This is a genomic window from Limnohabitans sp. INBF002 (assembly GCF_027924905.1).
In the GTDB taxonomy this organism is placed as follows: Bacteria; Pseudomonadota; Gammaproteobacteria; order Burkholderiales; family Burkholderiaceae_C; genus Limnohabitans.
Genome location: NZ_AP027055.1, coordinates 2134075 through 2156190 on the forward strand (window position 1 = coordinate 2134075; position 22116 = coordinate 2156190).

At 57.8% G+C, this 22116-nt stretch carries 22 protein-coding genes; 5 read left to right on the top strand and 17 right to left on the bottom strand.

Translation table 11 applies throughout. The annotated features are described in order from the left end of the window. Positions 1-5 precede the first annotated feature (5 nt). Positions 6-944 (bottom strand): 4-hydroxy-3-methylbut-2-enyl diphosphate reductase, encoded by a 939-nt coding sequence (gene ispH / locus QMG15_RS10705; protein WP_281788596.1) that lies wholly within the window; start codon positions 942-944, stop codon positions 6-8. 6 nt (positions 945-950) lie between these two features. Then, positions 951-1409, bottom strand: a complete 459-nt coding sequence (locus tag QMG15_RS10710) for an FKBP-type peptidyl-prolyl cis-trans isomerase (protein WP_108358235.1) — start codon at positions 1407-1409, stop codon at positions 951-953. Positions 1410-1473: 64 nt separating this feature from the next. Between QMG15_RS10710 and radC the strand changes: the two genes are divergently transcribed. Both radC and QMG15_RS10720 read left to right on the top strand, forming a co-directional pair. Next, positions 1474-2151, top strand: coding sequence for a DNA repair protein RadC (gene radC / locus QMG15_RS10715; protein WP_281790124.1), 678 nt, complete (start codon positions 1474-1476; stop codon positions 2149-2151). Continuing rightward, on the top strand, positions 2148-2789 hold the full coding sequence (locus QMG15_RS10720; protein ID WP_281788597.1) for a Smr/MutS family protein: 642 nt from the start codon (positions 2148-2150) through the stop codon (positions 2787-2789). The genes radC and QMG15_RS10720 overlap by 4 nt, the downstream gene beginning before the upstream one ends. A 12-nt stretch (positions 2790-2801) precedes the next feature. On the opposite strand, the gene QMG15_RS10725 is transcribed toward QMG15_RS10720, so the two are convergent. The 15 genes from QMG15_RS10725 to QMG15_RS10795 form a co-directional block, all read right to left on the bottom strand. Further along, positions 2802-3206, bottom strand: coding sequence for a group II truncated hemoglobin (locus tag QMG15_RS10725; protein WP_281788598.1), 405 nt, complete (start codon positions 3204-3206; stop codon positions 2802-2804). 14 nt (positions 3207-3220) lie between these two features. Next, complete coding sequence (locus QMG15_RS10730; protein ID WP_281788599.1) at positions 3221-5911, bottom strand: FtsX-like permease family protein; 2691 nt, start codon at positions 5909-5911, stop codon at positions 3221-3223. Continuing rightward, positions 5908-6795, bottom strand: a complete 888-nt coding sequence (locus QMG15_RS10735; protein ID WP_281788600.1) for a formate dehydrogenase accessory sulfurtransferase FdhD — start codon at positions 6793-6795, stop codon at positions 5908-5910. The genes QMG15_RS10730 and QMG15_RS10735 overlap by 4 nt, the downstream gene beginning before the upstream one ends. Before the next feature lie 72 nt (positions 6796-6867). Beyond that, positions 6868-7233: a hypothetical protein gene (locus tag QMG15_RS10740; protein ID WP_108358240.1), complete on the bottom strand. Its 366-nt coding sequence runs from the start codon at positions 7231-7233 to the stop codon at positions 6868-6870. Between the two features lie 21 nt (positions 7234-7254). Beyond that, entirely contained in the window at positions 7255-8394 is a 1140-nt protein-coding gene (locus QMG15_RS10745; protein ID WP_281788601.1) for a formate dehydrogenase subunit gamma, read from the bottom strand. A 15-nt stretch (positions 8395-8409) separates the two neighbouring features. After that, a complete protein-coding gene (locus QMG15_RS10750) occupies positions 8410-8631 on the bottom strand; it encodes a hypothetical protein (RefSeq protein WP_281788602.1) in 222 nt (73 codons plus the stop codon). Then, complete coding sequence (fdh3B, locus tag QMG15_RS10755) at positions 8628-9257, bottom strand: formate dehydrogenase FDH3 subunit beta (RefSeq protein ID WP_281788603.1); 630 nt, start codon at positions 9255-9257, stop codon at positions 8628-8630. Before fdh3B ends, QMG15_RS10750 begins: the two co-directional genes overlap by 4 nt. Before the next feature lie 10 nt (positions 9258-9267). Beyond that, entirely contained in the window at positions 9268-12231 is a 2964-nt protein-coding gene (locus QMG15_RS10760) for a formate dehydrogenase subunit alpha (RefSeq protein WP_281788604.1), read from the bottom strand. 11 nt (positions 12232-12242) lie between these two features. Further along, complete coding sequence (locus QMG15_RS10765; protein WP_281788605.1) at positions 12243-12461, bottom strand: formate dehydrogenase; 219 nt, start codon at positions 12459-12461, stop codon at positions 12243-12245. A gap of 179 nt (positions 12462-12640) precedes the next feature. After that, the gene (locus QMG15_RS10770; RefSeq protein ID WP_281788606.1) at positions 12641-13258 is read right to left on the bottom strand and encodes a molecular chaperone TorD family protein; all 618 of its coding nucleotides are present in this window, start codon (positions 13256-13258) and stop codon (positions 12641-12643) included. An 8-nt stretch (positions 13259-13266) separates the two neighbouring features. Further along, entirely contained in the window at positions 13267-15366 is a 2100-nt protein-coding gene (locus QMG15_RS10775) for a 4Fe-4S binding protein (RefSeq protein ID WP_281788607.1), read from the bottom strand. After that, positions 15293-15970, bottom strand: coding sequence for a DUF3306 domain-containing protein (locus tag QMG15_RS10780; RefSeq protein ID WP_281788608.1), 678 nt, complete (start codon positions 15968-15970; stop codon positions 15293-15295). The genes QMG15_RS10775 and QMG15_RS10780 overlap by 74 nt, the downstream gene beginning before the upstream one ends. After that, positions 15960-16550 (bottom strand): DUF3305 domain-containing protein, encoded by a 591-nt coding sequence (locus QMG15_RS10785; protein WP_281788609.1) that lies wholly within the window; start codon positions 16548-16550, stop codon positions 15960-15962. Before QMG15_RS10785 ends, QMG15_RS10780 begins: the two co-directional genes overlap by 11 nt. Before the next feature lie 8 nt (positions 16551-16558). Continuing rightward, positions 16559-17650 (bottom strand): iron-sulfur cluster carrier protein ApbC, encoded by a 1092-nt coding sequence (gene apbC, locus QMG15_RS10790; protein WP_281788610.1) that lies wholly within the window; start codon positions 17648-17650, stop codon positions 16559-16561. A gap of 129 nt (positions 17651-17779) precedes the next feature. After that, a complete protein-coding gene (locus tag QMG15_RS10795; protein WP_108358248.1) occupies positions 17780-18061 on the bottom strand; it encodes an AraC family ligand binding domain-containing protein in 282 nt (93 codons plus the stop codon). 56 nt (positions 18062-18117) lie between these two features. Here QMG15_RS10795 and metG point away from each other — a divergent pair, with 56 nt between their 5' ends. From metG to QMG15_RS10810, 3 genes are read left to right on the top strand one after another with little or no spacing between them, the layout of a single operon-like run. Beyond that, positions 18118-20190, top strand: coding sequence for a methionine--tRNA ligase (gene metG, locus QMG15_RS10800; protein ID WP_281788611.1), 2073 nt, complete (start codon positions 18118-18120; stop codon positions 20188-20190). 1 nt (position 20191) lies between these two features. Continuing rightward, on the top strand, positions 20192-21853 hold the full coding sequence (locus QMG15_RS10805) for a SulP family inorganic anion transporter (protein ID WP_281788612.1): 1662 nt from the start codon (positions 20192-20194) through the stop codon (positions 21851-21853). A gap of 40 nt (positions 21854-21893) precedes the next feature. Further along, a complete protein-coding gene (locus QMG15_RS10810; protein WP_108358251.1) occupies positions 21894-22097 on the top strand; it encodes a DUF3460 family protein in 204 nt (67 codons plus the stop codon). Positions 22098-22116 lie beyond the last annotated feature (19 nt).

A 22116-nucleotide genomic window follows, 5' to 3' on the forward strand; every position in this document is an offset into this window, starting at 1 on the left:
TCCTTTTACTTCAGCCCTTTGGGCAGAGGGAATTTGATGGTTTCTTCCACACCATCGAGGGTTCGTACAGACACGGCGCCCAAGGCGCGCATGCGGGCAATGACTTGTTGCACCAAGATGTCAGGCGCTGAGGCTCCGGCGGTCAGGCCCACACGGGTCACGCCAGCGAACCATTCTTCTTTGAGTTCGTCGGCGTTGTCGACCATGTAGCTTTGAGCGCCCGAGCGCTGCGCCACATCGCGCAAACGGTTGCTGTTGGAGCTGGTGGGGCTGCCCACCACGATGACCAACTCGACCTCGTTGCTCAACACTTTCACCGCGTCTTGGCGGTTTTGGGTGGCGTAGCAAATGTCTTGCATCTTGGGCTTGCGAATGTTGGGAAAGCGCGCCACCACGGCTTCGGTGATGAGGGCCGCATCGTCCACGCTGAGCGTGGTTTGCGTGACCACGGCCAAGCGCTCGGTTTGCTTCGGGCTGACGTGCGCCACATCGGCCACGTCTTCCACCAAGTAAATGCCATCGAGCAACTGGCCCATCGTGCCTTCCACTTCGGGGTGGCCTTTGTGGCCAATCATGATGAACTCGAAGCCTTCTTTGTGCAGCTTGGCCACTTCCACATGCACCTTGGTCACCAGGGGACAAGTGGCATCAAACACGGTGAAACCGCGTCGTGCAGCCTCTTCTTCCACAGCCTTGGGCACACCGTGAGCGCTGAACACCAACGTGGCGCCTGCGGGCACATCGGCCAAGTCTTCGATGAAGATGGCGCCACGGTTTTTGAGGTCGGCCACCACAAAGGTGTTATGCACGATCTCGTGGCGCACATACACGGGCGCACCAAACTTTTCGAGGGCACGGTCCACGATGTCGATGGCGCGGTCCACGCCTGCGCAAAAGCCACGGGGTGCGGCGAGTACGATTTCTTGCAAGCTGTTGTTGCTCATGGCGATTTACAAAATACCAATGACGTGAACTTCAAACGTCACGGGCTGATTGGCCAAAGGATGGTTGAAGTCAAACAGCACTTGGTCGTCGGTCACTTGTTGTACCGCGCCCGCAAACGAGCCTTGGCCGGTGGGCGCAGGAAACTGCACCACATCGCCCACGTTGTATTGCTCATCGGGGTCGCCAAATTCTTTGAGCAAACTCTTGCTCACCCATTGCTGCATGTCGGGGTTGCGCTCACCAAAGGCCAAGCCAGCGGCTAGCTCAAACGTGGTACGCGTGCCTTCTTCGAGCCCCATCAAACGCTGCTCCAACGCGGGCGACAACTCACCCGAACCCAGCGAGAGCGTGGCGGGTTTGTCATTGAACGTATTGATGACGTCGCCTTGCGGTCCCGAAAGCCGATAGTGCAGCGTTAAAAAAGAGGCGGGGCCGATGGTAGGGTGAGCGTTGGATGCAGTCATAGGACTCTCTGTGTTGAACCGTCTATTGTAGAAAGCTCTCGCTATGGACCGAATGCCCGAACCAATGACCATTGCGCAGCTCCCTGCCGAGATGCGCCCCCGCGAAAAGCTGCTCAAACACGGGGCCTCGGCGCTGACCGACACCGAGCTGCTGGCCTTGTTTTTACGCACGGGCATCAAAGGGAAAAACGTGTTTGTGATGGCCCAAGAACTGCTAGAGCGCTTCAAGGGCTTTGCCGGGCTGATCCACGCCAGCGCCGCTGAACTCAAAACCTTCAAAGGCATGGGCGGCGACGCCAAACGCTCGCAACTGGTGGCCGTGCTGGAAATGGCCCGCCGCGCCCTGACCCAACAATTAACTGAAACCACGGTGATGAATTCACCCAATGCGGTGAAACAATACCTCCAACTCGAACTCGCCCAACTCAAACACGAGGTCTTTGCCGTTTTGTTTCTTGACGCTCACAACCGCCTGCTGTCGTACCAGCCCATGTTTCGCGGCTCGCTGTCGCAAACCATGGTCTACCCGCGCGAAGTCGCCAAGACCGCCTTGGCCTTGGGCGCCGATGGCGTGGTGTTGGCCCACAACCACCCAGGCGGCACCGTCAAACCCTCGCAAGCTGACATGAAACTCACCCGCACCCTGCAAGAAGCACTGGCCCTGATTGACGTGACCGTGCGCGACCACATCATCGTGGCTCAGGGCAAATATTTGTCGATGGCCGAAGAGGGGTTGCTGTGAAAGCCAAATCGCTGCAAGACTTGGGCGCTATCCGCAAACAGGTGAACGACGCAGCGTTGGCTGCCGCCGCGGCCGAAGAAGCACGCCGTGAAGCGGCACGTCGCGCCGAAGCTGAGCGCAATTTATTCACCACCGCAATTGGCAACGTGAACCCGATTGCCGCCAAAGCGCGCGTATTCATCACACCACAACGCCCAGCAGCCCGCCCTCTGCAGCAAGAGCTAGACGACCAAGCCGCGCTGCTGGAAAGCATGAGCGACGAGTTCGATGTGAGCACATTGCTGGATGTGGATGACCAACTGAGTTTCCGACGGCCCGGCATCGGCACGGACGTGACACGCAAACTTCGCAAAGGCGAGTGGAGCCTGCAGGGCCAGCTTGACCTGCATGGCCTACGCACTGACGAAGCACGCGAAGCCCTCGGCCAATTTGTGCGCGACGCCAAACGCATGGGCTGGCGATGCGTGCGCGTGGTGCACGGCAAAGGCTTGGGCTCACCCGGCAAAGAACCCGTGCTCAAGAGCAAAGTGCAGCGCTGGTTGGTGCAAAAAAACGAGGTACTGGCCTTTGTGCAGGCCAAGCCTTCGGATGGGGGCGCGGGGGCGTTGGTGGTGTTGCTGGGACCGAGCAACGTTTAAAGAAACAAGGGCTTAAACGCCTTTGTTACGCATCCAATCCGCTGTTTGGAAAAAACTATTTTTCAAACGTGTACGCAACCCCTCAGGCACATCGGTCTCACCCATGGCTTGGTCCATGCACGCCACCCATTGGTCGCGTTCTTTGATGCCAATGGCAAAAGGCATGTGACGCATGCGCAAGCGCGGGTGGCCATGTTGCTCGACATAGTAATTAGGCCCGCCCAACCAGCCGCACAAAAACATGAACAAGCGTTCGCGTGCATTGGCCAAGTCGGGGCCGTGCGTGGCGCGCAGCTCTAGGTAAGCGGGCTCTAAATCCATGAGGTCATAAAAACGGTCAACCAAAACACGCACGCGCGCTTCGCCGCCTAGCCATTCAAACGGGGTATCAAAAGGTGATTTTTCTTCGATTTGCATCTGTCAATTCTCAATCAATGGCTGGCTTGTCTGAGGGTCTGCACCACCGGGCGGCGCAGCACATCGCGCAAGCCCCACCAACCTGCAGCTAGCGCCAGCAATGCGCCAGCAGCGGCACCGAGCACAGGCACCCACAGGCTGGCGGTCCATTCAAACTCAAATGCAAAGTGGGCCAAGCCCCAACCCATGGCCATCGCAACGCCACTGGCCAAGAAACCGGCGAGTGCGCCCACCCCTGCCAACTCCGCACGTTGCACATTGGCCAGCAATTGGTTGGATGCACCTAGCGCTCGGAGCACCGCGTATTCACGCGCGCGCTCTTCCCGTGTCGCAGTGACAGCGGCAAACAACACCACCAAACCAGCAGCGAGCGTGAACAAGAACAAAAACTCCACGGCGCTCACCACTTGGTCAAGCACCGTTTGGACTTGGTTCAAAGTCGCGCCCATGTCCACACTGGTGACATTGGGAAAGCGGTTAATAAGTTGGTTATCAAAATTGATTTTGCTGGACGCTGCCGCAGGCACTTGCTGCGGCGCACGGAAAGCAGCGATGTACGTGGTGGGCACATCAAAGCCTGCCACGGTGGTCATGCGGCTGACGGGATACATCACAAAGAAATTGGCGCGCATGGAAGTCCAGTCCACACGCCGGATTGAGGTGATACGAGCCTCATGCAACAGACCCGCCATATCAAAACTCAAGCTGTCACCCAACTTGAGCTTCAATGTTTTGGCGATGCCTTCTTCGATGCTCAAACCACCGACCTCTTCGGCCTGCCAAGCACCAGCCACCAAGGTGTTGTGTTCGGGCGGTGTGGCGTTGAACGACACATTGAATTCACGGTCTACCAAACGCTGCGCACGCTCTTCGGTGTAGCTGTCGGGTGTAACGGTAGTGCCGTTCACCGCCACCAAACGCGCACGAATCATGGGATACCAATCAGGTTTGCTCACGCCCGCTTCACGCAAGGTTTGCAAAAACGGTTCAGCCTGAATGGGCTGAATGTTGATCACGAAACGGTTCGGCGCGTTGGCGGGTGTGGCATTGCGCCAGCTACTGATGAGGTCGGTACGCAGCAACACCAGCAAGGCCAAGGCCAACAAGCCGACGGCCAGAGCACTCACTTGCACCATCGCATAAATAGGGCGTGCGCTCACCTGTCGCGTGGCCAGCATCAGCCACGGTGGTGCCGCGCCTTCCACCACGCTGCGGCGCAACACCTGCACAGCCAACCAAGCCATGCCCGCAAACAACAGCACCGCTCCTGCAAAGCCGCCCACCACCATGAGACCGAGTTTCAAATCACGGCTGACGGCAATCAACAACACAGAAAAACCGGTGAGGCCCAAGACCCACACGCTGAGCGTGGTGGCTTTGAGTTCCCCCACATCGCGACGCATCACGCGCAATGCAGGCACGCTGGCCAGCTGCAACACAGGTGGCAAGCCAAACGCCAGCAACAAGGTCAAACCTGTGCCCAAGCCATACACCACCGGCCACACACTGGGTGCAGGCAAGGCCGTGTCAACCAAGCCTTTGAGCAAGGCCACGAACACCAAGTGCACGGCATAGCCAAGGGCCAACCCCAACACGCTGGCAAAGGTGCCCACCCACACAAATTCTGCGCTGTACGACAGGGCAATGTGGCGTTGGCTCAAACCCAATACGCGCAGCATGGCGCAGTCATCCAAATGACGTGCAGCAAAAGCGCGTGCAGCCAAGGCCACCGCCACGGCACTGAGCAATGCAGCCAGCAAGGCCACAAGGTTCAAAAACTTACCCGCGCGGTCCAAGGTTTGACGCATTTCGGGGCGGCCCGCTTCGAGAGACTCCACGCGCACACCGCGCACCTCGGGCTTCTTACTCTCAGCTTCAGCCCAGGCTAAAAAGTTTTTAGCAGCATCGTCGCTGCCCCCTACAGCGTAGCGCCACGTCACCCGACTGGCGGGTTGAACCAGCGCGGTGGCGGCTAAATCGCCGCTATTCATCAACACACGGGGTGCAAAGTTCATGAAGCCTGCACCACGGTCTGGCTCGTGCACCAGCACGCGACTGATGCGTAAGCGGCTGTTGCCCAGCAACACACTGTCGCCCACGTCAAGGCCCAAGGCTTCTAAGCCAGCGGGCTCGATCCAGACCTCGCCACGGGTTGGGATGGCGCTGATTTTCTCAACGTTTGACTGGCTGATGCGCTTGGCGCCTTCGCTGGCAGTGCTGTCATGGTTCAATGCAAGTTGCGCTTGCGCCAAGCTGCTTGCCACTTTAAGTTCGCCGCGCAAAGGGTAACCTGCCTCGACAGCTTTGAGCGCCACCAAACGGCTATTGCTCTCCGCACCGCTTTGCGATTGCCCACGCGCCATGGTGGGGAAGCTCAATGTGGTCACACCTTGCAAGCCAGCATCTTTGGCGTGTTGCACGATGTGCGCAGGCGTGGCCTGGTCGCTCACGACGACCACATCGCCGCCTAAGAGTTGGCGGGCATCGCGTTGCAAACCACCGTTCAAGCGGTCGGCCAAAAAGCTGACTGAGCTGAGCGCTGCCACACCCAAAGCTACGGCCACCACCAACAAACGGAGTTCACCTGCGCGGGCATCACGCCAGAGCGTACGCCAAGCTTGTGTCCACCATGTCACGCCTGAATAGACCAACGCTTGCTGCGCTGTACCCGATGGACTTGCACCTTGTTGCACATGCGTGTTCATGTCATGGCCACCTTGTGCACGCCGCCCACGGCCAGCGTGGGGTCCAATTGCAAACGCTCAGGTGCGGTATAGCAAAGAAAGTGTTTGTTCGTCGCGCGACCAATCGTGCACAGCTGCAAACGCGTGGCCACGTCGTAGCCCATTTGCGTGATGCCGCTGCGCGAAACCACCACGGCCACGCCCATTTGGGCGGACTTCATCACCATCTCACTGGTCAAGCGGCCGGTGGTGTAAAAAATCGAATCGGCATCGGCAGACACGCCTTGCATCCACATCCAGCCTGCGATGGTGTCGATGGCGTTGTGACGGCCCACATCTTCGACAAAGATTTGCATCAACTCGCCGCTGAACAAGGCGCAACCATGCACCGAGCCCGCTGATTTGTAAGTGGTTTCTTGCAAACGAATGGCAGTGAGCACGCCATACAAACGCGCTTGGCTGATGCGCGCGTCAGGCAGCACCAAGTGGTCGATTTCGCCCATCAAGTCGCCAAACACACTGCCTTGACCGCAGCCCGTGGTGACCACGCGTTTTTCGGTGCGTGCCTGAATGTCGGCTATGCCGTGACAGGTTTTGACAGCCGCCACGCCTGCACCGTCTTCGCCCGCGTCCCAATCGACGGTGATGGATTCGACCTCGCTCACAGTCGCCACCAAACGTTGGTTACGCAAATAACCTAACACCAGCAGTTCAGGGTGTGCACCCAAGGTCATCAGTGTGACGATTTCACGCTTGTCCACATAGACCGTCAATGCACGCTCGGCGGGAATGGACACCTGTTCACGCACACCATGTTCGTTCACGACGTCAATCTGTCGGGTCAGTTCAGCTTGCGCTTGGGTCAGGCGTGGCAACACAGGAGAAGTAGAAGATGCAATAGACATAAGCCGACAAGGCTACAACAAAAAGGGCCGCCACCTTTCGGTGCGGCCCAATGAACAGCAAGGCTGTATGGATTACTTCTTAGCTGGTGCAGCAGGTGCGGCGGCTTTCGCTGGGGCGGCAGCCACAGCAGGGGCCGATGCAGCGGCAGCCGGCGCAGAAGCGGCGGCCTCTGGTGGCGTGTAAACAAACTTGCCTGGGTCAGCACAAGGCGGTGTGGCCTCGGGCTTGCCTGCTTTGGCTTTGTTGGTCTTTTGCACGTGGGCTGCTACTTTGTCTTGCGACTTGCACAACAAGTAGGCGTCAGTTTTACCGGCGTGCGCTGTCTTAGCGGCAGCTTCAGCAGCTTTGGCTTTCGCTTCGTCGTTGGGTGCGGGCAATTTGGCAAAGGCCGTGGCGCTGACAGCAGCCAAGATCAGTGCGAAGAGTGCTTTGTTCATTTTGTTCTCCTGTTCAGCGCATCAAACGTGCGCTGTGGTGCCCGAGGTTTCTTCGGAGCGATGGGCTGGAATCTTGCCAGCCTTGATGTCGTCGTGCCAGAGCTCGTGGTGCTCTTTGGCCCATGTCTCGTCCACATAGCCGGTCTTCATGGCTTTGTAAGCGCCTTCCATGCCGATGGTGCCCATGTAGATGTGGCCGATGAACATGGCCATCATCAACAGCGTGGCAACAGCGTGAATCATGTGCGCCATTTGCATGGTGCTGCGCTCGTACACAAGGAAGGGGATGATTTTGTCGAGCACGAAGCCCGAAGCCACCACGACCAAACCAAGGGCAAACACACCACCCCAGAACACGATCTTCTCGCCCGCGTTGAAGCGATGCGATGGCACCTCGTGGCCGCTGAGCAAACCGCCGCCTTTGATGATCCACACAAAGTCTTCTTTGCTTGGCAAGTTATCTTTCAAGAATGTCACAAAGACCACAGTCAAAGACACCGCGAACAGAGGGCCTGCAAAGTTGTGCGCATTCTTTAGCAAGTAAGTGATCCAACCAAACAGCGTGTCGCCAATGATCGGTTGCATGAAGAACTTGCCGAAAGCCATGGTGACGCCAGACAAGGCCAACACCACAAACGCAATGGCATTGGTCCAGTGGGCTGAGCGCTCGAACGGTGTGAAGCGTTCAATCTCGACACCCGTCGGTTTGCCATGCAACTTGATCATGCCTTTGCGCCAGTAGAAAACACCCACCGCGCCCAACACGATCAACAGCAGCGAACCGCCGTAAGGAATGATCCAGTTGTTGCGCACTTGACGCCACGCTTCACCACCATTGGTGAGGCGTGAGCCTGGGTATTGCACAAAGGGTTGAATCAACACGCCAGCCTCTGGGGCTTCTGACTTGGGCAGGCTGCTGTAGCCTTCCACGCCAGCACCCACCGCACGCCACATGGGCGCGTTGTTGCCGGGTTGGACCTTGCCGCGTTCACCATTGGTTTGCTCGGCGTAGCCGGGCGAATCGCTGGCGTCAGGCTTGACGTCTTGGATGTTGACGCTCTGCACAGCCATAGCCGTCGCAGGCGCTTTGTCTTGCGCGACAGCAGACAGTGCAAACACCGTCAACGCTGCACACAACACCGATTGAAAAGAGCGGTACATGATGTGCCCCTTTGTTTACGGTGCGCGACTGTTGTCGTTCTGACCGTACTGGCCACGAGCACGCAGGTGCTGCTCCCAGCTGTTTTTATCACCGGCTGTCCAGCCTGATTCGACAAAACTATTGGCTGCGCCGCTGTAGGCGGTGGCGTCGTTTTTAGTGCCGAGGGTTTGAGCCTTCTCACCGCAAGCGGTGAGAGCGGCCACGCTCAACACAAGGAGTGACATGCGTTTCATCATTTCTTCACTCCTTCGACTTTGGCGGGTGCTTGGCCAGCTTGCTTAGAGCCGTAAGCCGTGCCCCAGCCCCACACTTCAGCGCCTTTGTTGCGCTTGACCACGCGGCTGCGGAAGATGTCGGCCACCATGTCGCCGTCACCGGCGAGCAAGGCTTTGGTCGAACACATTTCGGCACAAGCAGGCAACTTGCCTTCGGCCAAACGGTTGCGACCATATTTTTCAAACTCGGCTTGGCTGCCGTTGGCTTCTGGGCCACCGGCGCAGAAGGTGCACTTGTCCATCTTGCCGCGCACACCGAAGGTGCCTTGGCTTGGGAACTGAGGTGCGCCGAACGGGCAAGCGTATGAGCAATAGCCGCAGCCAATGCAAATGTCTTTGTCGTGCAAGACCACACCTTCGTCGGTCTTGTAGAAGCAGTTCACAGGGCAAACTGCCATACAAGGCGCATCGGAACAATGCATACAGGCGACAGAGATGGATTTCTCGCCGGGGACGCCATCGTTCAAGGTGACCACACGGCGGCGGTTCACACCCCATGGGACTTCGTGTTCGTTTTTACAAGCGGTGACGCAACCGTTGCACTCGATGCAACGCTCAGCGTCACAGATAAATTTCATGCGTGCCATTTAATTCTCCTTAGGCGCGTTCGATGTTGCAAACGGTGGTTTTGGTTTCTTGCATCATGGTGACGCTGTCGTAACCATACGTGGTGGCTGTGTTGACTGCTTCACCACGCACCACAGGCGCTGCGCCTTTGGGGTAGTACTTGAGCATGTCTTCACCTTGCCAGCGACCTGAGAAGTGGAAGGGCATCCAAACGGTGCCTGTGTCCACACGCTCGGTCACCAACGCTTGCACGTTCAAACGTGCGCCGGTGGGGCTCTTCAACCACACGCGCTCGCCGTTGCGAATGCCACGGTCTGCTGCGGTCTTGGGGTTGATTTCCACATAGGCTTCTTGTTGCAACTCGGCCAACCAGGGGTTGGAACGGGTTTCTTCGCCGCCACCTTCGTACTCGACCAAACGGCCCGAGGTGAGGATGAGCGGGAATTTCTCGTGCACTTTGTCGGCGACGTTCTTGTCTTGGATCGTCTTGTACAAAGTGGGCAGACGCCAGAACGCTTTTTTGTCAGCGTGCGTGGGGTACTTTTCCACCAAGTCAGGACGCGTGCCATACAAGGGCTCGCGGTGTTGTGGGATGGGGTCTGGGAAGTTCCACACCACGGCACGCGCTTTGGCGTTACCGAAGGGGTGGCAACCGTGGTTTTGCATGAACACACGCATCATGCCGCCCGAGTTGTCGGTCTTCCAGTTCTTGCCTTCGGCCAATGCTTTTTCAGCATCGGTGAGTTCGTCCCACCAGCCGAGTTTCTTGAGCAACACGTGGTCGAGTTCGGGATAGCCCGTGGTGATGTCCGCGCCTTTGGAGTGCGAGCCATCTTCGGCCAACAGGTTTTTGCCGTCTTTCTCGACGCCGAAGTTGGCGCGGAAGTTACCGCCGCCTTCCATGACGTGTTTGGAAGTGTCGTACAGGTTGGATGTGCCTGGGTGCTTGAGTTCGGGCGTGCCGTAGCAAGGCCAAGGCAAGCCGAAGTAGTCACCACCAAAGTCGTAACCGGTTTCTTTGTCTTTGCCGCCTTTGGACTTGAGGGTCTTGACGTCAAAGAGATGCATGTTGCGCATGTGCGCTTTCAAGCGCTCTGGGCTTTGGCCGGTGTAGCCAATGGTCCAAACCGACTTGTTGATTTCACGCAAGATGTCTTCGACCATGGGTTCGTCCATGCCTTTGACTTTTTGCAGCTTGTAGTTCTTGACCAGCTCTTTGCCAAAGCCGAGTTTTTCGGCCAATTGGTACATGATCATGTGGTCAGAGCGGCTTTCCCACAAAGGCTCAATCACCTTTTCACGCCATTGCAGCGAACGGTTCGAGGCCGTGGCCGAGCCACTGGTTTCAAACTGCGTGGCAGCGGGCAACAGGTAAACGGCGCGGTTGGGGTTGAGGTCTTCAGCCTTGCCTGGCATGGCGGCCATCGCCGCAGTGGCCGATGGGTAGGGGTCAACCACCACCAACAAGTCCAGCTTGTCCATGGCACGCTTCATCTCCAAACCACGGGTTTGTGAGTTGGGTGCATGGCCCCAATAGAACACGCCTTTGAGGTTGCTGTCTTGGTCGATGAGCTCGTTCTTTTCCAACACACCGTCGATCCAACGCGAGACGGTGATGCCAGGCTTGGTCATCATCGCGGGCGATGCGAAACGGCCTTTGAGCCAATCGAATTCCACACCCCACGCTTTGGCGAAATGCTTCCATGAGCCTTCGACGATGCCGTAGTAGCCGGGCAAGGAGTCAGGGTTAGGACCGACGTCGGTCGCGCCTTGCACGTTGTCGTGGCCGCGGAAAATGTTGGTGCCGCCGCCGGCCTTGCCGACGTTGCCCAAAGCCAACTGCAAGATGCAAGAGGCACGCACGATGGCGTTACCAATGCTGTGCTGAGTTTGACCCATACACCACACGATGGTGCCGGGGTTGTTTTCGTGCAGCATGGTGGCCACTTTGAGCAACTGCTCAGGCGTCACACCGCAAACCTCTTCCACTTTGTCTGGCGTCCACTTGGCCATGACTTCTTCTTTGACCTTGTCCATACCGAACACACGGTCGTTGATGTACTTTTTGTCTTCCCAGCCGTTCTTGAAGATGATGTGCAAGAGGCCGAACAAGAAAGCAATATCAGAGCCAGAGCGAATACGCACGTACTCGTCAGCCTTTGCTGCAGTGCGTGTGAAACGTGGATCCACCACGATCATCTTGCAGCCGTTTTCTTTGGCGTGCAGCATGTGCAACATGGACACAGGGTGGGCTTCAGCCGCGTTGGAACCAATGTACAAAGCGACCTTGCTGTTTTGCATGTCGTTGTACGAGTTGGTCATCGCACCGTAGCCCCACGTGTTGGCCACACCGGCCACCGTGGTGGAGTGACAAATACGGGCTTGGTGGTCACAGTTGTTGCTACCGAAGTAGCTCACAAACTTGCGCAGCAAATAGGCTTGTTCGTTGTTGTGCTTCGAAGAGCCGATCCAATACACGCTGTCGGGGCCTGCGGTTTTGCGCAGATCCAGCAGCTTGGCGCTGATTTCTTCGAGGGCTGTGTCCCAGCTGATGCGCTCGTATTTGCCGTTGACCAGCTTCATCGGGTAACGCAAACGGAACTCACCGTGGCCATGCTCGCGCAGGGCCGCACCTTTGGCGCAATGGGCACCGAGGTTGATGGGGGAATCAAACACCGCTTCTTGGCGCACCCACACGCCGTTTTCAACCACGGCATCCACCGCACAGCCCACAGAGCAGTGGGTACACACCGTGCGTTTGACTTCAATCTTGCCACCGCCGTTGTTCGACATGGCGCCAGAAGCGTTGGCTTTTTTCACCAAGCTCAGCTGCGTGGCAGCCAAACCCACGCCAATGCCCAAACCTGAGCGGCGCAAAAAGCCACGACGGTCGAGCGTCGGCAAAGCCTGCGACAAGCCACGTTGCAAGCGGCCAACGAAGGCAGAACTGCCAGCAGTGTGGGCAGTTGAATCTGTTTTACGGGTCAACAACATGTGCAACTCCTTCAGACGCGAGCGGTCTGGTAGTAACGCTTGACGTGTTCGCTCAAGCTGTAGCCGCCACCGTTTTCAGGCGCGGGGGGAAGTTTGTTCAATTCAGCGGAGGGGGTGTTGAGGCCTGGCATAGCTGTCACTGCAGCGGCAGCGGCACCTGCAGCGGCGGCACCCATAAAAAATCCACGACGCGACGGAGTCGCTTGTTCGGTGGCTTGTTCTTTTTTCATTTCTAGCTCCTCGTGATGTCGCGGGTATGCACGACTTTGCATAAATGTACCAATGATGTGAGTTTGTCCTATACGTACTTACGTCAGTAACCCTTGAAATTTCTAGGATGCTGACGCCTCTTGTCGCCTAGGCGTCAAATACGCTCATCAAAACACAAACAAAGCAGCACAGCCAGCGATCAAGCCAGCATGTCAAAACCCTGCGCTTCAACGCTCACAAACGCACGGGTCAAGTCGGCCAGCGCCGCATAGAAGCGCGCACGAGGCGTCGCTTGCAAAGCATCACAGAATGCAGGCAACCAGGTTTGCACATGGGCCGCAAAAAATTTGGCTTGCTGTGTGAGGTTGGACACCGACACATCCTCACCCGCCACCAAAAAACGCATGACCTCAAACACATAAGACACATGGTCTTCGGTTTCGAACATGGTGGTGTCGTCGCGACCCAAGCCGAGTGCAGCCAGGTCGGTGCGCAATTGCGCTAAGGGTTTTTCGTTCAAAAAACCAGTCAAAAAATGCGAGGCGTAGACATAGACCTCAGGCTTGCCAACGCCACCAAACAAGGCGTTGTGTTCGTTTTGGATGCTCTGGTCATCCATCTCGCGAGCGACGCCCACCAACTGACGCCAAGGCTCCTCCAGAAAACCACCTGAAGTGGGCGCATCGGTGGCAGCAACGCGCAACTGCGCCAACAGCTCGGGACGTGCGGGCGCGTAGAACAACTCAGAAATCAAACCGTACAGCTCGGCGCGTGCGGTTTCTTCGTCAAGGGCGGAAGACAAATGTGGTTCAGTCATACAAATATTTAAACGATTTTTTGCTCGTCACCAGCAGAGTAAATGTCAATCACGCGGCAGTCGCCACACATCTTGAGACGCTCCAAAGCATCGCCTTGGAACATCGAGTGCCCAGTCAATTTGCCAATCATGGCTTCGATGCCTTTGAGCGTGCCAAACGGTTTGCCGCAACGCACACAACCGTAAGGTTGCGTTTCGTTGAGCACACGCACTTCTTTGCGTTGTGGTGTGAGCAACAAGCGCGGCACAAGGTTGAGGGCTTTTTCGGGGCAGGTGCTGACGCACAAGCCGCATTGGACGCAGTTTTTTTCAAAGAAGCGCAGTTGAGGCGCTTGCTGGTTGTCTTGCAGCGCGTTGGCGGGGCAGGCGCTGACGCAGCTCATGCACAAGGTGCAGCTGTCTTTGTTGACTTCGACTGAGCCGAATGGCGAGCCGTCTTTGGGCAAAGCCAAGGCTTCAGGTGCAGCTGCAGTTTTCAAAACCGGTGCATGTTCAAGCAAATGGTCAATCACCATACTCAGGGTGCTGCGTTTCTCAGCCATCACCGCAAACGTGGCAGCGGGCACGGTGGTGCTCAAGCGTTGCTGGCCCGTGGTGAGACGCTGCAATTCAGCATCCAATTCAAGAGCTTGTGTGGCGTGCAGCAACTGCACAGGCATGCGACCAGGCTTCGCGTAGCCCAAGCCTTCAAGCATCGCCTGTGCTTGCGCCATTTGCGCTTGCAAGCCCTCAGCGTATTGCGGCGCTTCTTCAGCGGTATTCAGCACCAACACTTGGGCTGCGCCATACGCCAAGGCAGTAAGCCACACATCCAACCCAAGGCTGGCGGTGTGCCACAGCGCCACAGGAATCACATGCGCAGGTAGTCCTTTGGCCACTTTGAGCTGTGCCGCACGACCCAGCTCATTGACCAAGGCTTGGCCTGCGTCTTGGCTGTGCAACAAGATGACAGCGTCTTTGCCGCCCGCTTTTTGGTAGGTGTTCAGCAAAGTTTTGAGCTTGACGCCTTGCTCGCTGGCACGCGGATATGCGTAAGTCAGTGCGCCTGTGGGGCACGCCGTGGTGCACGCACCGCAGCCCACACACAGGTTGGGGTTGACCTTGATCTGTTGGCGCGACTTGTCGGAGCTGACCGCCTCAGCAGAGCAAATGTCCACGCAGGCGTTACAACCCACTTTTTCGTTGCGGCTGTGCGCGCAGAGCTTTTGTTTGTAGTCAAAAAACTTGGGCTTTTCAAACTCACCCACCAGCTCACGCAAGCGCAACAAGTTGGCCGCCGTTGCACCGCGAAAATAGCCTTGGGGCAACGCGTGGCGGGTGAAGGCGCTTTGCTCGCGCAGGTCAAGCACGAGGTCGAACTCGGTGGTTTCTTCTTGCGCTTCGCGTTGAAAGTTAATCGCGCCCACGGCGCCGCAAGCGGTCACGCAATCGCGGTGCGAGCTGCACTTGCTCAAATCAATTTGGTAATCCAGACCAATCGCTTGCTCGGGGCAAACGGCCACACAGGCGTTGCAGCGTGTGCACAGGTCAAGGTCAATGGGGTTGTTGTTTTGCCAGGTGAGCTTGAACGCGCCCAGCCAACCATCCACACGCACCACTTGACCACCCAACACGGGGTAGCGGCGGTTTTGTGCGCCACCCGCTTCGCCAGCGCCTTGGGTGAAGAGGGTCACATTCAGGTTGTCAGCCAACAGCGCTGCGGCTTGTTCGGCCTGATCGAGTTCGCCGATGATGAGTAAACGCCCTGCACTCTTGAACGTGACGGTGGGCACAGGCTCGGGTTCGGGCAAATGCGCAGCGGCTAACAGTGCAGCAATTTTGGGTGAGGCGTTTTTGGCGTCACTGCTCCAACCACCGGTCTCGCGAATATTCACGAATTTGATGACCGAGGTTTTGGCTTGCGCCTCGACGGCCAAGTCACCAAACAAGCGTTGCTCTTGGGTGCAGGCCACCACCACGTCGTCGGTGCCTTGCACGGCTTGCACAAAAGCACCCGCCTCGCGGCGGCACAAAGCCGTGTGCAGCGTGAGGGGTTCAGACAGGCTTTGGCTCAGTGCCTTCGGGTCTAGCGGTTGGGTCTGGTTGCAGTCGCAAATCAGCGTGGTCATGCGTAGTGGGCTCGATGTTGGAATGGTTGTCAGCAGGGTCGGACTGTGCCACGACTTTGGGTTCTTCCAATGCGGGTTTGTCACCCACGTTGGCCTCGACCGTTTTTTCAGGCTCGTCGTCGAACAAGTTCAAGGTCTTGGCACTGGTCATCTGACGCAGCATCGCCATGGGCAAGGGATCGGGTTGACTGTAGTCGTCGATGTAGATATCCATACGGTCCATCACATTGAAGTGCGGGTCGCTGAACAGCTTTTTCATGGCCACATTTTTCACATCGGGCGCCACACCGCGCGCCATGAAGCCCGTGAAATCAGATTCAGGGGTGAGTTGCTGCGCATCAGCCAGCGTGGGCACGGGACGAGCTGCGGGTGCGTGGGTCTGAGCAGGTGATGTCGCACTGGGAGTGGCAGCCTGGGAAGCATGCGCCACAGGCGATGCAGCACCGGCAGAAACAGGTGCATTTGACTCACGGGTTGGCAGGTTGGCAGGCTCAGCAGCACTCGGCGCAGGCGTCAGCTCGGCCAACGGCCGGCCTTCGCGCACATCGGCTTTGCGGCGTGACCAGCGACTTAAAAAACCAGCAGGCGTGTCGTCATTGGCCATGACCGCCTCCATGGTTTTGGCCACCGCCACGCATTTTTTCGGTGCTGACCGACGCTGGGTTGCCAAAGCGATCTTGTAAAGGGCGGAAACTATCGGGGCGTTTGCGGCGCTTGGCCTCAACCACCAAATGCGCATCCATGAACTCAGTCATCCATGCCACCACCTCGGGTGGTGCGGGCACTTGGTCCACGTTTTCTTGGGCATCGAGCCAACGACCTGCGTCGTGGTAGCTCAGGCTCACCATGGCGGGCACGGCCATCACCTCGTCGCTGAGGCTGGGCTCTTCTTCCATGCGCCACAACACAAACCAGCACGGCGCAGGCGAGGCGGCGTTGAGGTAGTAGCCCTCGGCATCGTCGCGAAACAGCTCAACTGTGAAGCCTGGATGCAGCCAAATTTGTTCGTCGTCGGTTTGGCGCAAACAGCGCGGCTCGGTGCCAAAGTGCTCGGCGTGCGGCACCAAGTCGTGCCCCGTCACATCGTGCAACACCCAGCGCCAAGGTTGCCAACGGCTCATGGCGCCCGGCACGCGCTCACGGCGCATGACAACGGCGACTTGGAGGCTGGGGCGTTGCGACATGGCGTGAATCAAGTTTCTTTAGAAATCTTGATGCTCGGGAATTTGCTCGAAAAGTCCTTGGCCTTGGCCGCGATCTTCACCGCCACTTGGCGGGCCACGGCCTTGTAAATGCCCGCCACGTCGCCGTCAGGGTCGGCCACCACGGTGGGCTTGCCGCTGTCGGCTTGCAGGCGGATTTGCATGTTCAGGGGCAAGGCGCCCAAGTAGTCCATGTTGTATTGCTCGGCCATCTTCTTGCCACCGTCAGCGCCAAAGATGTGCTCGATGTGGCCGCAGTTGGTACAAACATGCACGGCCATGTTCTCGACCAAACCGAGGATGGGCACGCCCACCTTCTCAAACATCTTGATGCCTTTTTTGGCATCCAACAACGCGATGTCTTGCGGCGTGGTGACGATGACCGCACCGGTCATGGGCACGCGCTGGCTCAGCGTGAGCTGGATGTCGCCGGTGCCGGGGGGCATGTCGACGATCAAATAGTCCAGCGCCTTCCAGTTGGTTTGACGCAACAGCTGCTCCAGCGCTTGGGTGGCCATGGGACCGCGCCAAATCATGGCTTCGTCTTGGTCCACCAAGAAACCGATGGACATGACTTGCACGCCGTAGTTTTCCAGCGGGTCCATGGTTTGGCCGTCCGTGCTTTCGGGGCGGCCTTCGATGCCCATCATCATGGGCTGGCTGGGGCCGTAAATGTCGGCGTCCAGCAAACCCACGCTCGCGCCTTCAGCGGCCAAGGCCAAGGCCAAGTTGGCGGCGGTGGTGCTTTTGCCCACACCGCCCTTGCCCGAAGCCACGGCGATGATGTTTTTCACTTGGGGCAACAAAGCCACACCGCGCTGCGCGGCGTGCGCCACGATGTTCATGGTGATGTTGGCCGACACGTTCTCGACACCCGCTACGCCCTTGGCGGCAGCGATCAATTCTTTGCGAAAGCCTGCGATTTGGCTCTTGGCGGGGTAGCCCAGCACCACGTCAAACGACACATCGCCGCCTTGAATTTGCAGGTTCTTCAGCGCTTTGGTGGTGACAAAGTCTTTGCCCGTGTTGGGGTCAATCACGGTTTGGAGAGCCGCGGTCAGGGCTTGTTCGTTCAGGGCCATAAAACTTCTTTGTTCTTGAAATAGGTATTGCGCGCAAGTCTAGCGCGGCGCGTTTGACCGCACGCAACGCAGGTCATCCGTGCGACTGAGCGCACGTTGCAGCAGTAAATCAGCGCAAGCGAGCGCAGATCAAGCGTTTTTACGCGCCACCCAATACGCCGCACCTTCAGCGCCATAGCGCTCGTCATGCGGCACATTGGGGTCCAGCTCAAAAATAGAGCCGGGCAGCAGATGCTGGGTTTGGCCATGCATGGTCAGCCACATCTCACCGCGCGTGAGGATGGCGTGCACGCCAAATGCGTGGGTGTGGGTGTCCAGCACGGTGTTGGGCGCCCATTCGCGTTCAATCACTTCATCAAAGCCGGCGGCCATGGCTTTTTGGCGGAATTCGTCAAAGCTAGGTAAGTTCATGCTCGCATTCTGTAGGAACTAAAATCGCCCCCTTCGCCCTAAGGTCTTGCTCCCAAATGTCCCAGCGCCAGCTTTTCGTCACCACCGCCCTGCCCTACGCCAACGGCAATTTCCACATCGGCCACATCATGGAGTACATCCAGGCTGACATCTGGGTGCGTTTCCAGCGAATGCAGGGCCACAAGGTCGATTTCGTGGGCGCGGACGACACGCACGGCGCGCCCATCATGATTGCGGCCGAGAAGGCCGGCATCACCCCGCAGCAGTTTGTGGCCAACATCGCTGCGGGCCGCAAGCCCTACTTGGACGGGTTCCACATTCAGTTTGACAACTGGCACAGCACTGACGCGCCTGAAAACCACGAACTGGCCCGCCAGATTTACCGTGACTTGCGCGACATTCCTGAATCACAAGGCGGCTCACTGATCGAACGCCGCACGATTGACCAGTTCTTCGACCCCGAGAAGAACATGTTTTTGCCCGACCGCTTCATCAAAGGCGAGTGCCCCAAGTGCCACGCCCACGACCAGTACGGCGACAACTGCGAGGTGTGCGGTGCGGTCTACGCCCCCACCGACCTGATCAACCCCTTCTCCGCTTTGTCGGGTGCCAAGCCTGAACTGAAAAGCTCAGAGCATTTCTTCTTCAAGCTGTCTGACCCACGCTGCGTGGCGTTCTTGGAAAAGTGGACCCAAGACGGCAAGCTGCAACCCGAAGTGGCCAACAAGGTCAAAGAGTGGTTCACCGTGCGCACCAACCCCGATGGCACGACCAGCGAAGGCTTGGGCGACTGGGACATCTCGCGTGACGCGCCTTACTTCGGCATCGAAATTCCAGATGCGCCAGGCAAATACTTCTACGTGTGGCTCGACGCGCCCGTGGGCTACTTGGCCTCGCTGAAAAACTTGCTCGACAAGCGCGGCGAGAACTACGACGCCTACATGGCCAACGAGCAGCTGGAGCAATACCACTTCATCGGCAAAGACATCGTCACCTTCCACACGCTGTTCTGGCCCGCCATGCTGCACTTCAGCGGCCGCAAGACGCCCAACAACGTGTTTGTGCACGGCTTCCTCACCGTCAACAACGGCGAGAAGATGAGCAAGAGCCGTGGCACGGGCCTAGACCCGCTCAAGTATTTGAGCTTGGGCATGAACCCCGAGTGGCTGCGCTACTACTTGGCCACCAAACTCAACAACCGCAACGAAGACATCGACTTCAACGCCGAAGACTTCATGCTGCGCGTGAACAGCGATTTGATTGGCAAGTTCGTCAACATCGCTTCGCGTGCCGCGGGCTTCTTGACCAAGCGTTTTGAAGGCAAGCTCACACAAAGCTTTGGCGAACAAGGCACTGCGCTGTTGAGCGACATTCATGCCGCCAAAGAAAGCATCGCCCAAGCCTATGACGCCCGCGAGTACGGCAAAGCTGCCCGTGAAATCATGTTGCTGGCCGACAAGGTCAACTCGTATGTGGACCAACACAAACCTTGGGACTTGGCCAAAGACGCCGCCAACAACGAAGCCTTGCACCAAGTGTGCTCGTTGCTCATCAACGCCTTTGCTGAGCTGAGCCGCTACTTGGCACCTGTGCTGCCTTCATTGGCCCACGCTGTGGAAAGTTTCACCGGCACCTCCATGCAAAACTGGAACGCCACAGGCTACGTGGCGACCATCCAACCCTACCAACACCTCATGCAACGCGTCACCCCCGAACAACTCGAAGCCTTGTTTGAGCCACCAGCCGTGGTGGAAGAAAAAGTCACGCCAGGCGGCGAAGAAATTGCCCCCACCATCAGCATCGACGACTTTGCCAAGGTCGATTTGCGCATTGCCGAAATCGTCAACTGCGAAGCGGTGGAAGGCTCGACCAAACTGTTGCGCCTCACACTCGATGTGGGCGAGGGTAAAACACGCAACGTGTTCAGTGGCGTCGCCAGCATGTACAAACCTGAAGACCTCAAAGGCAAGCTCACCGTGATGGTGGCCAACTTGGCCCCACGCAAAATGAAGTTTGGCGTGAGTGAAGGCATGGTGCTCGCCGCCAGCCACGCGGACGACAAAACCGATGCGGGCATTTACGTGCTGCACCCATGGCCAGGCGCGAAGCCTGGCATGCGTATTCACTGACATGTTCAAACCCAAATTACTCGACGCGCTGCAAGGCTACACGCGCCAACGTTTTTACCAAGACGTGGGCGCGGGCATCACGGTGGGCGTGGTGGCTTTGCCGCTGGCCATGGCGTTTGCCATTGCGTCGGGACTCAAACCTGAGGCGGGTTTGTTCACCGCCATCATTGCGGGCTTTTTAATTTCCGCTTTGGGTGGCAGCCGCGTACAAATTGGCGGGCCTGCAGGCGCGTTCATCGTCATCGTTTACGGTATTTTGGAGCGCTATGGCTTGGCCAATTTGATGATTGCCACCGCCATGTCGGGCGTCATGCTGCTGGCCATGGGCTTGTTGCGTTTGGGTTCACTCATTCGTTTCATCCCGGTGGCGGTGGTGATTGGTTTCACCAACGGCATTGCCGTGCTCATCATGGTGTCGCAGCTCAAAGACTTCTTGGGGCTGCAAGTCAAAGCCATGCCGGCTGATTTCTTCGGCATCTTGCACACGCTCAGCGCCAACATCGGCACGTTCAATGGTGAAGCCTTGGGCCTTGCGGTGGTGTGTTTGGCCGTGTTGGCGTTTTGGCAACTGGCTTTGCCGCGCTTGGCCAATGCCATGCCCAGCACCAAAAACTTCGCGACCATCCCTGGCTCCATCGTGGTGCTGGTAGGGGCCACCATGGCCAGCAAGATGATGGGACTGGATGTCGAAACCATCGCCTCGCGTTTTGGCAGCATCCCCAACAGCTTGCCCGCGTTTGCATGGCCCGACTTCAGCTGGGAAACCGCCAAGTTCTTACTGATTCCCGCCACCACGCTGGCCTTGCTCGGTTCGATTGAGTCGCTCTTGTGCGCCCGCATTGCCGACCAAATGATGGCCGACGGCCCCTACGGTGACCGCCACGATGCCAACCAAGAGCTGATGGCCCAAGGCGTTGCCAACCTCGTCACACCGTTCTTTGGTGGCATGCCCGCCACCGGCACGATTGCCCGCACCGTGACCAACGTCAAAAACGGCGGCAACAGCCCCGTGGCTGGCATCGTGCATGCCTTTACTTTGTTGGTGGTCATGCTGGTGGCTGCGCCGCTGGCGGGCGATGTGCCGCTGGCCGCGCTGTCAGCTATTCTGATGTTTGTGGCTTGGAACATGGGCGAGTGGCACGAGTTTGTGCACCTGCGCCAGTTCCGCATGACCTACCGCGTCACCTTGTTGCTGGTGTTCTTGCTCACCGTCATCGTCGATTTGACGGTGGCCGTGGAAGTGGGTCTGATCGCCGCGTGTCTGACCTTTATCTACCGCATCTCTAGCCTCACCCGTGCTGAGCATGTGCTGGCGGACAGCCACCCCGAGCTGACAGGCCAAGAAGCCCACGTGCAAGCCCACCGCCTGTATGGCGCGTTGTTCTTTGGCGCGGTCAAACTGGTGGAAGCCATGGAAGAAAACCTGCCATCCAAAGCCGTGGTGGTGGATCTGAAAAACCTGATTTACATCGACACGTCTGGTGCGGATGCACTGATGTCTTTGGTGCGCAGCTGCCGCAAAAAGAAGGTCCGCCTGATCGTCTGTGGTTTGGCCCACCAACCGCTGGAAATGGCGCAACGCTGCGGCCTGCTTCAAGCCCTGCCGGACACCGACTTGGCACCCGATTTGAACCAAGGCTTGGCCTTGGCCCTCGGTCGCTAAAATCTTCTCAATTTCAAGATATCCCATTTAGGAAACCACCATGTCGATTTTCCAGCGTGACAACTACACCTCCGAAGCCACTCAGTTCATCGAGTCGCTCAAAGCGAAGAAGCCCACCCTCGAAAAAGAACAGCGCGAAGGCCGCGCTTTGTTGTGGGACAAGCAAGTCAACCGCGACATCCAACAAGACATCGAAGCTGGCCGCGTGGCGCAAAAGCCCTACGTGTACCAAACGAACGCTTAAAGACCTTCGGTCTTGGCCT